13 protein-coding genes are annotated in these 13,421 nt (G+C 71.9%); 2 read left to right on the top strand and 11 right to left on the bottom strand.

All coding sequences use genetic code 11. From position 1 onward, the window contains the following. Positions 1-132 precede the first annotated feature (132 nt). The 4 genes from HNR76_RS05495 to HNR76_RS05480 all read right to left on the bottom strand — a co-directional run bounded on the left by HNR76_RS05495 (position 133) and on the right by HNR76_RS05480 (position 4,624). Positions 133-2,202 (bottom strand): hypothetical protein, encoded by a 2,070-nt coding sequence (locus HNR76_RS05495; protein ID WP_162309875.1) that lies wholly within the window; start codon positions 2,200-2,202, stop codon positions 133-135. Positions 2,203-2,249: 47 nt separating this feature from the next. Further along, positions 2,250-2,876, bottom strand: coding sequence for a hypothetical protein (locus HNR76_RS05490; RefSeq protein ID WP_162309874.1), 627 nt, complete (start codon positions 2,874-2,876; stop codon positions 2,250-2,252). 31 nt (positions 2,877-2,907) lie between these two features. Continuing rightward, positions 2,908-4,026: an OmpA family protein gene (locus tag HNR76_RS05485; protein ID WP_162309873.1), complete on the bottom strand. Its 1,119-nt coding sequence runs from the start codon at positions 4,024-4,026 to the stop codon at positions 2,908-2,910. Between the two features lie 157 nt (positions 4,027-4,183). After that, positions 4,184-4,624, bottom strand: coding sequence for a hypothetical protein (locus tag HNR76_RS05480; RefSeq protein ID WP_162309872.1), 441 nt, complete (start codon positions 4,622-4,624; stop codon positions 4,184-4,186). A 368-nt stretch (positions 4,625-4,992) separates the two neighbouring features. Here HNR76_RS05480 and HNR76_RS05475 point away from each other — a divergent pair, with 368 nt between their 5' ends. After that, on the top strand, positions 4,993-5,562 hold the full coding sequence (locus tag HNR76_RS05475) for an ECF-type sigma factor (protein WP_162309871.1): 570 nt from the start codon (positions 4,993-4,995) through the stop codon (positions 5,560-5,562). Then, positions 5,559-8,405 (top strand): serine/threonine-protein kinase, encoded by a 2,847-nt coding sequence (locus HNR76_RS05470; RefSeq protein WP_162309870.1) that lies wholly within the window; start codon positions 5,559-5,561, stop codon positions 8,403-8,405. The genes HNR76_RS05475 and HNR76_RS05470 overlap by 4 nt, the downstream gene beginning before the upstream one ends. 22 nt (positions 8,406-8,427) lie before the next feature. Here HNR76_RS05470 and HNR76_RS05465 read toward each other — a convergent pair whose 3' ends face one another. The 7 genes from HNR76_RS05465 to HNR76_RS05435 all read right to left on the bottom strand — a co-directional run bounded on the left by HNR76_RS05465 (position 8,428) and on the right by HNR76_RS05435 (position 13,373). Then, positions 8,428-8,664 (bottom strand): hypothetical protein, encoded by a 237-nt coding sequence (locus HNR76_RS05465; protein ID WP_162309869.1) that lies wholly within the window; start codon positions 8,662-8,664, stop codon positions 8,428-8,430. A 128-nt stretch (positions 8,665-8,792) separates the two neighbouring features. Continuing rightward, positions 8,793-9,230, bottom strand: a complete 438-nt coding sequence (locus HNR76_RS05460; protein ID WP_425501755.1) for a hypothetical protein — start codon at positions 9,228-9,230, stop codon at positions 8,793-8,795. Between the two features lie 26 nt (positions 9,231-9,256). Further along, a complete protein-coding gene (locus tag HNR76_RS05455) occupies positions 9,257-9,466 on the bottom strand; it encodes a PspC domain-containing protein (protein ID WP_162309868.1) in 210 nt (69 codons plus the stop codon). Positions 9,467-9,498: 32 nt separating this feature from the next. Continuing rightward, the gene (locus HNR76_RS05450; RefSeq protein WP_162309867.1) at positions 9,499-9,864 is read right to left on the bottom strand and encodes a DUF5329 family protein; all 366 of its coding nucleotides are present in this window, start codon (positions 9,862-9,864) and stop codon (positions 9,499-9,501) included. A 74-nt stretch (positions 9,865-9,938) separates the two neighbouring features. Next, positions 9,939-11,009, bottom strand: coding sequence for a class III poly(R)-hydroxyalkanoic acid synthase subunit PhaC (locus tag HNR76_RS05445; protein WP_162309866.1), 1,071 nt, complete (start codon positions 11,007-11,009; stop codon positions 9,939-9,941). Beyond that, positions 11,006-12,709, bottom strand: a complete 1,704-nt coding sequence (phaE, locus tag HNR76_RS05440; RefSeq protein WP_162309865.1) for a class III poly(R)-hydroxyalkanoic acid synthase subunit PhaE — start codon at positions 12,707-12,709, stop codon at positions 11,006-11,008. The genes HNR76_RS05445 and phaE overlap by 4 nt, the downstream gene beginning before the upstream one ends. Positions 12,710-12,758: 49 nt before the next feature. Next, the gene (locus HNR76_RS05435; protein WP_162309864.1) at positions 12,759-13,373 is read right to left on the bottom strand and encodes a CDP-alcohol phosphatidyltransferase family protein; all 615 of its coding nucleotides are present in this window, start codon (positions 13,371-13,373) and stop codon (positions 12,759-12,761) included. Positions 13,374-13,421 lie beyond the last annotated feature (48 nt).

Raw genomic sequence — 13,421 nt, 5'->3', positions numbered from 1 at the left:
GGGCCGTTTCGGCGATGCTCCTCGCGGCACATCGTGCGCGACCGGCTGTGGGCATCGGATCGCCCGGTTCCCCTCGTGCCGGGCTTGGTCACCGAGTGCCGCCGCGTTCGCGCCGTGCGACCGCGCACGCGATCAGTAGCGCGTGCGCAGTTCTTCGATCTTCACCTCGAAGGAATCGCGCAGCAGGCCGGCGCAGGCCTGCGTCTGGACCGACCGGGCGTACAGCGCCGGGGCATGCGCGGCGAGTTGGTCCGGATCGTGCCTGGCCAGCAGTTCGCCGGCCTGCCTGAGCCCGGCTTCGCGCGCGTCCCCGGTCTGCGCGTTCGCCTCGGCGAACAGCGCCAGCGCCTGCACCACACCCTCCATGCGCTCGATCACCGGCGCCAACGCCTGGGCCTGCGGTTCGCCGTAGGCCCCGCCCAGCGCGACCATGTTGCCGGCCAGCGTGGCGAAGACGCCGGCCTGCTTCTGCGCCACCGGCACCCAGCCGGGACACTGCTTCTCGAACATCAGGCTCGCCATGGCCGCCGCGCTGGCCGGCGATCCCGGCGGCCCGACCGGCGACTCCGGCCCCGCATCGGTATCCGCACCGGCCGGCGCATCGTTGTCCGCGACCTCGACGACCTTCGCCTGCTTCGGCGGCGCTCCCGGCGGCGGCACGGGCCGGGGGCCGGGCTGCGACGACCACGATGACGGCGGGGCGGCCGGCGGGTGCTCCGGCCCGGGACGGCGATCCTGCGGATCGCGCCGGTCCTTGCACAGTTCCATCCGCCGCCAGACGCCCTCCAGTTCGCGGACCACGCCGTCGAGCTGGATGCCGAGTTCCTTCAGCCGCTCGGCCGCGCCCACGGAGGTACCGACGTCCCGCGCGGATTTCATGGTGGCGTAGGCCAACTGCAGCAGGGTGTTGAGAGGCCCCGCCCAGGAGGACTTCCCGCGCGCCTTCGCGCGGGCGCCGGCGACCTTCGCGGCCGCGTCCATCGAGGCGCCCACCGCCACCTCGGCCACCTTCTGCTGGCCGGCCGCATCGCCACCGGCGCCCAGCACGGCGGACACATATGCGCGCAGGTTGCGGACGTCAGCCGTGTACTCGAGCAACGTGTGCGCCTCCTTGAATCGCTCGCCTGGGGCGGCGAGCGCGATGGCCAGTTCGGCGAGCTTGAACGCCAGCTCGGTGGCGTTGCCCTCGAAATCGCGCAGGGCGCGCTCGAACTCGGGATCGTTGAGCACCTCGGCGATCGCGGCGAGGACGTTGTCCCGGCGCTGGAGCAACCGGCGTTCTTCGGTACGCAGGTCTGCGAGGACCCCTGCGGTGCAGGGCACGACCTCCACCTGCAGCGGCGCGCCGGTGGGCGCGCCGCAGGCGCTCATGGCCTGCACCTGGGTGGCGCCCGGCGCATGCGGGCGCAGGGTGAGCGCACCGCCGGCATCGCCGACGGCGGTAAGCACGCCGGCGTCGCTCCGGTAGACGACCCGGCGCGCGGCCCCGCCGGGTCGCACGTCCACCGGCACTTCCGCGCGCACGATGCGCCTGCCCCGGGCGTCGTACAGGCCGACCTGCACGGGCTGGCCATCGTTGATCGACTTCACCTGCAGGCTGTACACCACTTCCGAGGAGGTCGCGCGTCCCTTGTCGGTACGTTCGGCCTTCACCGTGGCGATGCCCGGCGCGATGGCGGTCAGGGTGGCGCTGTTGCCGCGCGTGGCGACGTCCAGCACGCCCGGCCTGCTGGCGGTGAAGCGGTAGGTGCCGCCGGCGGTGGCGGTGAGGGTGGTGCGATGGCCCACCACGATGTCGGTGCAGCCGCTCAGGGCGAAGTCCTCGACCGGCGCCCGTGCCTGGCCGCAGGCGTCCTCGGCCCGGGAATAGCGGTCGGCGTTCTCCTCGCCGCCGGCGCGCCCGACCAGGCCGGAGAAATCCAATCCCAGTTCGGCGAAGGCGTCGGCATTGGTCGCGACCATCGTGCAGAAGCCCTCGGCGACCTCGCCGGTACCCAGCAGCATCCCCTCCACGTCCGCATGCTGCGCGGCCCGCTCCGCCCTGCGTGCTCCTTGCTCGATCTTGGCGGCGCCTGTCTCCAGCCCTTCGCGGTGCTCCTCCAGGATCTCCCGGGCACGGGCATCCTGCGCAATCGCGTCGGCATGGAGGGCGAACAGGAGGGCGGCGGCGAATGCCGCCGGCACGGCACGGGAGCGGGACATGGCGATCCTCGTCGACGATGGGGAAGCGGCGGCCGGCGGGCCGGCGCTCAGAGCTTCATCCGCCTGGCCGCATCCACCGCGAAGCGCGGGTCCTGCTTGCCCATCGGGCCGCCGCTGACGAACACGAACCACGGCTTGCCCGGCGGCTGCCACAGCAGCGACTTGCCGTCGACGTAGGCCTTGCCGTCCAGGCCGGGCACCTCGGCCACCGCGCCGCCTTGGCGGTGGTAGTCCACGGTGCCGTCGAACTCGTTGGCGGGGCGGATGTTGACCATCAGGTACCGGGATGCGCCCATGTTCTCCAGGGTCATTTCCGCGGGGCCGTAGTTGCACCCGCCCCACGACGAGCCCATGCGTGGCATCGGCTCCCGCGTCGCCGCGGCGCCGATCAGCGCCAGCACGTCGGCCTCGTCCAGGAATGCGCAGGCATCGACGACCGCCCCGCCCTCGCCGGCCTTGGCCCGCGCCAGCCTTTCCTCCATATCCTTGCCCAGCGCCTGCAGTTCGGCCGCGGCCTTGTCCGGGTCGGACGAGAGATTCTTCAGCCGGCCGGCGGTGTCCTGCATCTGGGCCACGGCTTCCTGGCGCTGCTGTTCGGGGGACTTTTCCTTGCCGCAGGCGGCCAGCGCCAGCGCGAACGCGGCGGACACCATGAGAAGACGGGATGCGCACATGTCGGTTTCCTTTGTCGTTGTTGGAGGGGAGTCAGAGGATCCGGTCGAGCAGGCCGCGGGCCTTTTCCCGGATCTTGCCGTCGACCTTGTCGCCGGCCTCGGCCTCGGCGGCATGCCCGGCGTGTTGCGCGCGCTCACGCGCGAAGCGCCCGGCGCGGCCTTCCCGCTGCGTTTTTTCCTGCGTGGACGCCTTCGCCTGCGTCCGCGGCGTGGCCACGTCCGCGGAAGGCGTCGGTACAGCGCCGATGCTGCCGCCGGTCTTCTTGATTTCCACCCGGCGGTTCGCCGCCCGGCCTTCCTCGCTGCGGTTGTCGGCCACCGGCACGGTGTCGCCGTAGCCTTTGGCGGTGAGCCGCGCGGGGTCGATCCCGCGCTGCACCAGCGCCGCGCGCACGCTGTCGGCGCGCTGCTGCGACAGAGTCAGGTTGGACGCCGGGCTGCCGACGTTGTCGGTATGCCCACCAACCTCGGCCTGCACCGACGAGGCCTGCCGCAGCATCGCCGCCGCTTGGTCCAGGACCGCTGCGGACTCGGCGCGGATGGTCGCCTTGCCGGTGTCGAAGTGGACGTCCAAGGCCAGGAAGCCTTGCTGGGCGAACTGCTGCAGCAGTTCGTTGGCCGAGACTTCCTGGGCCATGGCCTCGCTGGCGATGCTGGCGATGGCGTAGTAGTCGCCATCGTTCACCGAGCCCAGGTGCACCCAATACTCGCGCCCGCCCTGGGTCATGCGCAGGGTGGCGATCTGCTGCTGGATGTCGGTCCACTCGCTGGCGTGGAAAGACCGGGTGCCTGGTTCCCACACCACGGTCGCGCCCTTGGCCCTGGCGGCATCGAGGTGGTTGCGCAGGATCTTCAGCGGCGAGCTGGGTGCGGTGCCCGCATCAGCCGCGTACACCACGTATTCGTAGATGCCCTCGATGGGCTTCGTTTCCGCTTGGTTATGGCTCGCGGCCGCCTTTACCGGGATCTCCTTGGCGTCGAAATCCGAGTATTCGCACTCGTAGACGCGGTAGCCCTGCATCGGCGTGAACAGCGTATGCGGCTTGCAGTCGCCGGAGGCCCAGGTGGGCGGCGAGACCGCCAGGGCCATCACGGCCAGCAGGCCGCCGGACAGGCGGAATTGGGACAGCGTTGCACGATGCAGTTTCATGGAGGTTCCCCGGATCGATGGAAGGTCGATGGAAGGTCGATGGAAGCCAATCGAGAAACCTGCGCCGGACAGGACACGCCGCCGGAAGGCCGATGGGCGCGTGCGCACGGCGGCGCGTGGATGGCGCCGGAGGACGGCCGTGCGGGCCGGCGCCGGCTCAGCGGGAACCGGGCGGCCCGCCGCAGTGGTTGCCGGCCTGCACCGGGACGATCTCGACCCGGGTCGGCTTGGCGTCGCCCCAGTACCCGTCCCATCGCACCGCCGCATCGGCATCGATCGGCTCCAGGCGCAGGTGGGTCCGTTCCGGCGCCATCCGCGCGCGCCCGTGGGTGCGGGCCGGCGACACCTCCAGAAACTCCTCCGCTTCCTCGGCCACGGCGGTGCGGGTATGGGTGACGAACGTTCCCGTGCCGGCGTCGTCGAGATCGACCAGGCTCTGGCCCTCCACCTGCATCGCCCCGCCCAGGTCGCCCTTGAAAGTGAGCGTCCAGTTCCCCGCCAAGCCTCCGCACTTGAGCCCGCGCAGGCGGATGCCCGTCTCCGGGTCGATGTGATCGATCCGGTAGTCGAGATGCCCGTGACCGCTCGCCTGCGCCATCGTCCTCCCGGCGCCAGCGGCCAGCGCCCGCGGATCGCCCGCATGCGGTTGCGCCACGCCGGACACGGCCATACCGGTGCGGGGCGTGGCCGCTTGCGGCCCGTCGCCGGAAGCATCCGGCCCGGCCCCGCAACCGATGGACAGGACGGCCGCGGCAAGGATGGCCGCCCATGGCCTGGCGGATGGGTACGATCGCGACGACGGGAACGGCGGCTTCATGCGGGCTGCTCTACGGATCCGGAGGACGGCAACGCAAGCCAATCGAGAAATCCGCGGCGGACAGGACAGCGGTTGGTGGAAGCCCCGGCCACGTGCCAGACTGCGGAGCCGACACGCCCTTCCCTGCGCCTGGTACCGGAAATCGCAGCATGACGTTGCCAGCGCCGGAAAACCCGACCCTGACCCTCTGGCTGGCACAAGCCCGCGACGGCGATCCAGCCGCCGCCGACGCGGCCCTGACCGCGGTCTACGCCCAGCTCAAGCAACTGGCGCGCGCCCGTCTCAGGCACGCCCATCGCGACGCCTTCCAGACCACCGAGCTGGTCCACGACGCCTGGCTGAAGCTGGCCGGCAACCAGGCCCTGGCCCCCAACGACCGCCGGCACCTGATGGGCCTGGCGGCCCAGGCCATGCGCCAGATCCTGGTCGACCACGTGCGCCGGCAGCAGGCCGAGAAGCATGGCGGCGGACTGCACCGGCTGACCCTGACCGATTGCATCCCTTCCCGTGATGCCGCCCAGGTCGAAGTGCTGCGCCTGGACGAACTCCTGCAGACCCTGCACCGGCTCGACCCGCGCGCGGCGCGGATGCTGGAGCTGCGCTATTTCGGCGGCTACGACGAAAACGAGATCGCCGAACTGCTCGGCATCAGCGTGCGCACGGTGCGCCGCGACTGGCGGCGCACCCGCGCCTGGCTGAAGACGGAGCTGGAACCATGACCGGGGAAGAACAGCGGCGCTGGCGCCAGGCCGCCGGAATCTTCGACGCGGTGGCCCGCCTGTCCGACCCCGAGCGCGCTGCGCGACTGGAGGCGCTGTGTGCCGGCGACGCCACGCTGCGCGCGCAGGTGGAACGGATGCTGGCAGCCGATGCCGGCAGCACCGAACCGTTCTCCGGGGATGCCGCACGCTGGGGCGCCGAACTCGCAACGCAGCCATCGGCCCGGCCACCGGACTGGCGCGGCCGCCGCCTCGGCGCGTGGCGGATCGTCGGCATCCTCGGCCACGGCGGAATGGGCGTGGTGCACGAGGTGCAGCGCGACGACGGCACCTACCGCCAGCACGCCGCGCTCAAGCTGATCCGCATCGGCGCCGATTCGCCGGCCGCGCGCGAGCGCTTCCTGCGCGAACGCCAGACCCTGGCGCAGCTCCGGCATCCCAACATCGCCACCTTGCTGGACGGTGGCTTCACCGACGACGGCGCCCCCTACTTCGTCATGGAGTACGTCGATGGCGAGCCCATCGATGCCTGGTGCGACGCGCGCAGCCTCGGCCTGCGCGAACGTACCGAGTTGTTCGTCCAGGTGCTCGACGCCGTGCAGTACGCGCACCGCAACCTGGTGGTGCACCGCGACCTCAAGCCATCCAACATCCTGGTCGATGGCGACGGCCGGGTGAAGCTGCTCGACTTCGGCGTGGCCAAGCAGTTGCGGGACTCCACCGCCACCGTCGGCGAGCGCGCGCTGACCCTGGAATACGCATCGCCCGAACAGTTGGACGTGGGCCCGATCACTACGGCCACCGACATCTGGCAACTGGGCGTGGTGCTGTACCGCCTGCTCGGCGGCGCCCACCCGTTCGGCATCGGCCGGGACACGCCGCTGCCCCGGCAGTTGCAGCAGCTCGGGCGCGAGCCGGAGCCCCTGTCCCGGGCAGCAGCGGACGCCAGCGCCGAAACCGCCGCGTCGCGCGGGCACACCGTGGCGACGCTGGCCCGGGCCGCGCGTGGCGGCCTGTCCAGCATCGTGCAAGGCTGCCTGCAGCGCGCACCGGAGCACCGCTACCCGTCCATCGATGCCCTGGCCGACGACCTGCGCCGCTGGCGCGGACACCAGCCGCTGCGCGTCGCCGCCCCGGGACGCTGGAGGCGGGCCGGGCTGTGGCTGCGCCGCAACCGCACGCTCGCCGCGGCGACCGGCAGCGTGGCCGCCGCCATGCTGGTCGGCGCCGGCCTGGCGCTGTGGCAGGCGGATGTGGCGCGCCTGCAAAGCGCCAACGCGCGCGAATCGCTGCAGTTCCTCAGCGACACCCTGAAAGCCGCCGCTCCGGAAAGCGCCATGAGCCACCAGGTCAGCGTGCGCGAACTGCTGGACAAGGCGCGCGAGGAACTGGACAAGCGCGACACCGTCGCCGCCCAGGTGCGGCAGCCGGTGCAGCGGACGCTGGGCGACCTGTACCAGTCGCTGGGCGAGCCGCAGATCGCCGCAGACATGTACGAGGCCGGGCTGCGTGGCGCAGAGCCGAGTGGCCGCGACGAGGCGCTGCGCCTTGCCGATACCTGGGGCGCGTATTCCACCGCGCTCGGCAAGGCGATGCGCGGCAGCGACAGCCTGGCGGCCGCGGAGCATGCCGCCGCCGTGCGCCGCCGGCACGCGGCCGGCGATGCCCTCCAGGAACTGCTCGCGCTGATCGCCCTGGGGTACGGCAACTATTACGCCGACCACGACGGCAAGGCCCGCGACCTGTGGCTGGAGGCGACGGCGCTGGCCGAAGGGATGTCCAACCCACCGCCGCTCTCCCTGGTGGAGGCGTATTCCATGCTCGCCGGGGTGGAAGGGGACATCGGCCAGCCTGCGCGGGCCGTGGAGTTCGCGGAAAAGGCCCTGGCATACGCCGATGCGGCAGGGCTGCCGGCTCAATCGCCTTGGCGCATCGACATCCTGCGCTCCATCGGCGTGGCGCAACTCCGGGGCGGCAACGCCGACGCGGCCGAGGCGGCCGTCCGCCAGGCCGTCGCGCTGGTCGAGGGCGCGTTCGACGGAAAGGGCGACACGAGCAGCTACGTATACGCGCAAATGGGTTCCATACTCCGGCACCAGAACCGCTTCCGCGAAGCGATCCAGGCACAGGAGCGCGCCATGCAGGTCCGCGGCGGCGATACGCCGGCCCGCATCGCCATGGACCTGGACAAACTGGCGTCCATCCACAAGGAGTTCGGCGACTATCCGCGCGCGCTGGAACTGTTCTCGCGCAGCCTGGCCAAGCTGGACGAAGCCGGGGCGCCCGCCGACCACCAGGCCCGGCGCCGGACCGAGCGCAACCTGGCCAACTGCCTGGTGGCGGCGGGGCGCCATGCCGAGGCTGGCCCGCTGTTGCGGCGCCTGGCGGCAAGCACCGTTCGCATCGAAGGCAAGGATTCGATGGAGTACCTCTTCGTCGCATGGCAGCAAATGCTGCTTGCGCACCGCACCTCGGATGCGCAAGCGATGGAGCCACTGGTGCGGGAGTTGCGGGAACGCGCCGGCAAGCGCTTCGCGCCCGAGCACCCGATCATGGCGAACGTGCTGCTGGCCGAGTCGGCGCTGGCCTACCTGCAGGGCGACCTGCCGGCCGCCGAGCGCCTGCAGCGCGAAGGCATGGATCGATTGCGGGTCACCGACACCTCGTCGGTCGACGTCGCCCGCGCCCAGGTCGAGCTGGCGCGCCTGCGCCTCGAACAGGGCGACCGCGCCGGAGCCGGCGAGCTTCTCGGCCAGGTATTGCCGATCCTGCGCGAGGCCCTGCTGCCGGGAGAGTTCAAGCGCGCGGAAGCGGAGGTCCTGGCGCGCGAACTCGAACTCTAACTTTCTCTAGCGCGCCGCGCGTTCAGGCCGCCGAGGCGGCAGCCGCGTAGTGGTCCGCGGCGCGGCTTGCGAGCAGATCCTCGCACAGGCTTTCCAGCGCCATGACCCGCACCGTGCCGTACCGGGCCAGGCGCACCATGCGCTCCACGTAGATCTCGCGTCCGTGCTCGACGGTTTCCAGCATGGTCTTGCTGAAGCCGTTCGGAAGGAAGCCGCGGGTGCCGTCCTTGCTGCCACCCACGTAAAGGACAATGGACATTCGGCCGTTTCCTCTGTTCTGTGCCGCATTCGGTCGATGCGCGCAGTGTGCACGGGCAGATGTGAGAATCCCGTACAACGCAGGTTAGGAGACGGATATTTCCGCCCGGTTGCGGCGCCGCCGCACGTTCAGGAAGCGGGCCAGGGCCACCAGCCGCGCCCGTGCAGCGCATAGCGATCGGCAGCGCGCTCGAAGCGGTTGCGCACCGAGATCCCGCCGCACAGGAAGTACAGCGGCACGAACAGCGGCCCCAGCAGCATGTACTGGTACACGTGGGCGCGCTCGTGGTCGCCCAGGCGCACCTGCGGATGCGCGCAGCGGCCGGCGCGGTGCTCGTAGGTGCTGCAGCGCAGGTCCAGGTCCCGTCCGGTGCACAGGATCACGTTGCCCAGAGTCATCGCCCCGCCCGGCCCCCACGGGCAGCACCCGAAGATCAGCGCGCGTTCGCCCCGGCTGAAGGCCGGACGGGCGCCGAACGGCAGCGCCGCCAGCCCGGCCAGCAGGCCGCACAGGCTCCACGGCGCGGCCCACAGCACGCCCAGCGCGAACGCCGCCGGGCGCAGCACCCGCCACGCCCGCGCGCGGCGCGCGCTCAGTCCGACTCGTTGGGGATCAACAGCCACAGCAGCAGGTACACCAGGATGCCGGGAAACGCGGCCGAGACGATGGAACCGACCACGTAGGCGATCCTCAGCCAGGTCGAATCCCACCCGTAGCGCCGGGCGACGCCGCCCATCACCCCGGCGATCATGCGGTCGCTGAGCGACCGGGACAGCCCTGGACCCGCATTGGTCGTGTTCATGCGCTGGCTCCGTCGACGCTGGCCGGGCCAGTCTAGCGCGGCGCCCGTCGCGACGCGGCGAGCCGTTCGGCGAACCATTCCCCCGCATTCCGTTCGGCCTGCCCCGGGCAGGCCACCCGGTAGGCACGCCCGCTCAGGCTGCTGCGGCTGGCGGCATGCTCGATGAAGGCCTCCGCATCCGGGGACAGCCCACGCCTGCGCGCCGCGTCGTACTTGCGCAGCAGGTGCGCCTGCGCCTGACGGGCATCGTGCCAGCGGCCGTTGCGCTGGAAGCGGCAGGCGGACCCTTCCAGTTGCCCGATCAGGGCGCGGATCTCGGCGTCGGCGGCACCGGCGTCGGCCGCCCCTGCCTGCGTCGTCGCCGCGCATGCCGCCAGCGCCAGCAGCGCGGCGGCCATCCATCCCCGGCGCCATCCCGGGCGCATGCGCGGCACGGCGGCCTGCGCCGGCCCGCGCCGCCGCCCTGCCCGGATCACGCCCCGCCGCGCGCCGCCAGCCAGCGGTGGATCGCCGCCGGCACCTCGCGCTGGGCGCGGCTGGACACGTAGATGCCGATGTGGCCGCCCTTGAAGCCCAGCTCGGTGTAGTCGTCGCTGCCGACCAGCCCGGCCAGCGCGCGCGAGGCGTCCGGCGGCACCAGGTGGTCCTGCTCGGCGTAGATGTTGAGCACCGGCATGTCGACGAAGCCCAGGTCCACCTTGCGCCCACCGATGCTGGCGGTGCCGTTGACGAAGGCGTTGCCCTGGTAGAACTGCTTGATGAAGTCGCGGAACGCCTCGCCGGCCTGGTCGGGCGAGTCGAAGATCCACTTCTCCATGCGCAGGAAGTCCTCCACCGCCTTCGGGCTGTCCAGCGCGTCGACCAGGCCGACGTACTTCTGCAGGTTCAGCCGGAACGGCTTGAGCATCAGGTAGCTGGCGTTCATCAGGTCGGCCGGCACGTTGCCCAGGGCGTCGACGAACAGGTCCACGTCCAGCTCGCGCACCCAACTGGAGAGCATGTTGTCCGGCGTCTGGAAATCCACCGGGGTGACCATGGTGACGAGGTTGCGCACCTTGTCCGGATGCAGGGCCGCGTAGCACAGCGAGAACGCGCCGCCCTGGCACACCCCCAGCAGGTTGACCGGGCCGCCGCTGGCCTCCACCAGGTGGTCGACCGCGCCGTCGATGTAGCGGTTGATGTAGTCGTCCAGGGCCAGGTAGCGGTCCGAGCGGTCCGGATAGCCCCAGTCGATCACGTACACGTCCAGCCCCAGCGCCAGCAGGCCCTTGACCAGGGAACGGTCGGCCTGCAGGTCGACCATGTAGGGGCGGTTGACCAGCGCGTAGGCGATGAGCAGCGGCGGGCCGGATGCCGGGCGCTCGCCGACGAAGCGGTACAGCACGGTCTTGCCGTCGCGCCAGACTTCCTCGCGCCGGGTGGCGCCGTAGTGCACGTCCTCGACCTGCCCGAGCACGCGCATGCCGGAGAGCAGGCGCTGCTGGAAGCTCCAGGCCTCCTGGGCCAGGTCCAGCGGATTGAATTGCAGCGGGCCGACGCTCATTTGCCGCGCCCTCCTCGCTTGCCGCCGCGCGCGGCCGCCGCGGGCGGCGGCGCGGCCAGGTTACGGGTCACCCAGTCCTTCATCGACACGACCTTGGCCGGCGCGGGAGGCGACGCGGCGGCCGCATTCGCCTGCCCCTTGGCCGGTCCCGTGCGCGCGGACGAGGCCGGGCCGGAAGCGGCGGCCTTGCGTTCCCGCGATGACCCAGCCCGGGCCGATGCCTGCTTGCGGGCGGCGGTGGCGCCCGGCGTGCGGCGCGCAGGCGATGCCGCCTTCTTCGCCGCCGCGGCCTTGGGCGCCCGGCTGCCGGAGTGGGTGGATTTCTTCGCCGCCACGGTGGACGTGGCCACGGGACGGGCGGTCTTGCCCGCCGCCGACGCGGCACTGCGCTTCGCCGGCCCGGCCGCCGCGACCACGGGGGCCGGTGCCCTGCGCGCCGCCTTGGCGGCCTTCCCTGGGGCCAGGCGTCCGGGGCGTGACGTGGCGGTCGCGGCCTGTGCGGCCCGCGCGGGCTTCGCCGCCGCTGCGGCTTGCGCCGATGTCCTCGCCGCTACGGGCGCGCGCGCGGCCGCCGGGCGTGCGGCCTTGCCCTGCCCGGGCGAAGGCTTCCCGGTACCGGATGCGGCCTTGCGCGAATCGCTCGGCGTTCGCGCGGCCGCCGGGGCACGGCCCGCGGATGCCTTGCCGCGGGCGGACACGGGCGTACGCACTGCGGCGCCGCGGCGCCGGGTGCCCGAGGCGGTGGAGCCGGTCTGCGAGGCGGCCGGCGCCGCAGCGCTTGGTTCTTCCTCGGCGCGGACCGTCGCGCCCGCCCTGGCCGGCGCCGGCTGCACGGCCGCGCCGCGCCGCGCCGCATGCAGCGCGCGCTCCAGGTCGGCCACCTTGCGATGCAAGGCGTCCACCTCGCCGCGCCCGGGCATCCCGAGCAGGGCGCCCAAGTGCTCCACTTCGCGCTGCAAGCCCAGGCGCAGCCGCATCAGCGCGTTGGTCATCTCTCCATACGCGTGGCGGTATTCGTCCGACATCGCGATCCCGGCCCAGGCCTCCTCGGCCGCGTCGATCCACAGGTCGAACAGGGCACGCGCCGACTCCAGCCGCTTGCCCGGCGCATCGTGGTCCTCCAGCAGGCGCTCGAACCGTTCGAAGGCGCGTTGCCCGGCCCGGGTCAGCAATGCGCCGAACGCCTCGTTGCGCTGCTCCCATTCCTGCCAGGCCAGGGCCAGCGCCTGCAGGCGCTCCTGGTGCTCGCGCGCCGGGCCGAAGGCCGGGCGCTGCAGCCATTCGGCCTGCTGCTGGCGCAGCGGGCGCAGCAGCAGGTCCAGCAGCGGCCGCATCTGTTCCAGCCAGGCACCGCCCGCCAGGCCGCCCGGCATCGCGTGCAAGGTACGGGCGAAGGGGTTGGCGCCCTCGCCGCCCAGCATCTCGCGCCAGGCGCGGGCGATATCGGCCGCACTGGCGTTGGCGGCACCGGCGCTACCGGTGCCGCCGCCGAACCGCGCCGCCAGTTGCTGGATCCGCGAGAACCAATCGAACGCTCCCGGGTCCATGCGTCCCAGCCCCGGTGGCAACCCTCCCGCGAGCAGGCTCCAGCCATCCTGTGGCGCGGCGCCGCGGCCGAGCAGTTCGTTCCAGGTGTTCCAGTATTGCCGGGCCAGCGATTCGAATTCGCCCTGAAACGGTGAGAACGGTGCGTTGGCCATGAACCCTCCGGTATGCGTGGGATTCTAGCAGCGCGCTCCGCGCACGGCGTCAGGGCTTGGGGATACGCAGCGTCTTGCTGATCATCAGCGAGCCGGACACGGCGAACAGCGACACCAGCGGATGCAGTTGCCAGGGGCCAAGCTGCCATTGCCCCCACCACAACCCGTGGCCGATGCGCCCCTGCGCCGCGGCTACGGCCAGCAGCACCACCAAGGCCAGGCTGGTGGGAATCGGCGTGCCCTCGAAGTACCTCACCTTGTCCTGCCCGTCGGACAACTGCTCGGCAGTGACGTTGTAGCGGGCCAGCCGGCTCACCCCGCAGCCGACGAAGTAGGACAGCACCAGCCAGTCCCAGCCGCCCTGCATGCCGCAGGCGTAGGCCAGCGCCGCCGGGGCCACGCCGAAGGAGATCACGTCGGCCAGCGAGTCCAGCTCCCGGCCCAGGGTCGAGGACGACTTGCGCCAGCGGGCCACGCGCCCGTCCAGCGCGTCGAACACGAAGGCCAGGGGGATCAGGGCCATGCCCAGCAGCAGGTCGCCGCTGCGGCCATCCTGCAGGAAGCGCATGGCGGCGAAGATCGCACCGGTGCCGCAGAACGCGTTGGCCAGGGTGAACCCGTCGGCCAACTGGAAATCGCGCAGCATCGAGAAATGGCGGGTCATGCGGGAGCGGCCGTTGCGGTAACCGGCGGCCAGCATACCCATGCCACC

It is taken from the genome of Pseudoxanthomonas broegbernensis, assembly GCF_014202435.1.
Taxonomy (GTDB): domain Bacteria; phylum Pseudomonadota; class Gammaproteobacteria; order Xanthomonadales; family Xanthomonadaceae; genus Pseudoxanthomonas; species Pseudoxanthomonas broegbernensis.
The sequence above is the reverse complement of the archived record's forward strand: the minus strand, read 5'-3'. Positions and strand labels throughout refer to the sequence as shown.

Excerpts from the sequence above, each read along its gene's own strand:
- HNR76_RS05475 (WP_162309871.1), top strand. The coding sequence starts at position 4,993 with ATGACGTTGCCAGCGCCGGAAAACCCGACCCTGACCCTCTGGCTGGCA.
- HNR76_RS05485 (WP_162309873.1), bottom strand. The coding sequence starts at position 4,026 with ATGAAACTGCATCGTGCAACGCTGTCCCAATTCCGCCTGTCCGGCGGC.
- HNR76_RS05495 (WP_162309875.1), bottom strand. The coding sequence starts at position 2,202 with ATGTCCCGCTCCCGTGCCGTGCCGGCGGCATTCGCCGCCGCCCTCCTG.
- HNR76_RS05435 (WP_162309864.1), bottom strand. The coding sequence starts at position 13,373 with ATGACCCGCCATTTCTCGATGCTGCGCGATTTCCAGTTGGCCGACGGG.
- phaE (WP_162309865.1), bottom strand. The coding sequence starts at position 12,709 with ATGGCCAACGCACCGTTCTCACCGTTTCAGGGCGAATTCGAATCGCTG.
- HNR76_RS05450 (WP_162309867.1), bottom strand. The coding sequence starts at position 9,864 with ATGGCCGCCGCGCTGCTGGCGCTGGCGGCATGCGCGGCGACGACGCAG.
- HNR76_RS05490 (WP_162309874.1), bottom strand. The coding sequence starts at position 2,876 with ATGTGCGCATCCCGTCTTCTCATGGTGTCCGCCGCGTTCGCGCTGGCG.
- HNR76_RS05480 (WP_162309872.1), bottom strand. The coding sequence starts at position 4,624 with ATGGCGCAGGCGAGCGGTCACGGGCATCTCGACTACCGGATCGATCAC.
- HNR76_RS05465 (WP_162309869.1), bottom strand. The coding sequence starts at position 8,664 with ATGTCCATTGTCCTTTACGTGGGTGGCAGCAAGGACGGCACCCGCGGC.
- HNR76_RS05455 (WP_162309868.1), bottom strand. The coding sequence starts at position 9,466 with ATGAACACGACCAATGCGGGTCCAGGGCTGTCCCGGTCGCTCAGCGAC.
- HNR76_RS05445 (WP_162309866.1), bottom strand. The coding sequence starts at position 11,009 with ATGAGCGTCGGCCCGCTGCAATTCAATCCGCTGGACCTGGCCCAGGAG.
- HNR76_RS05470 (WP_162309870.1), top strand. The coding sequence starts at position 5,559 with ATGACCGGGGAAGAACAGCGGCGCTGGCGCCAGGCCGCCGGAATCTTC.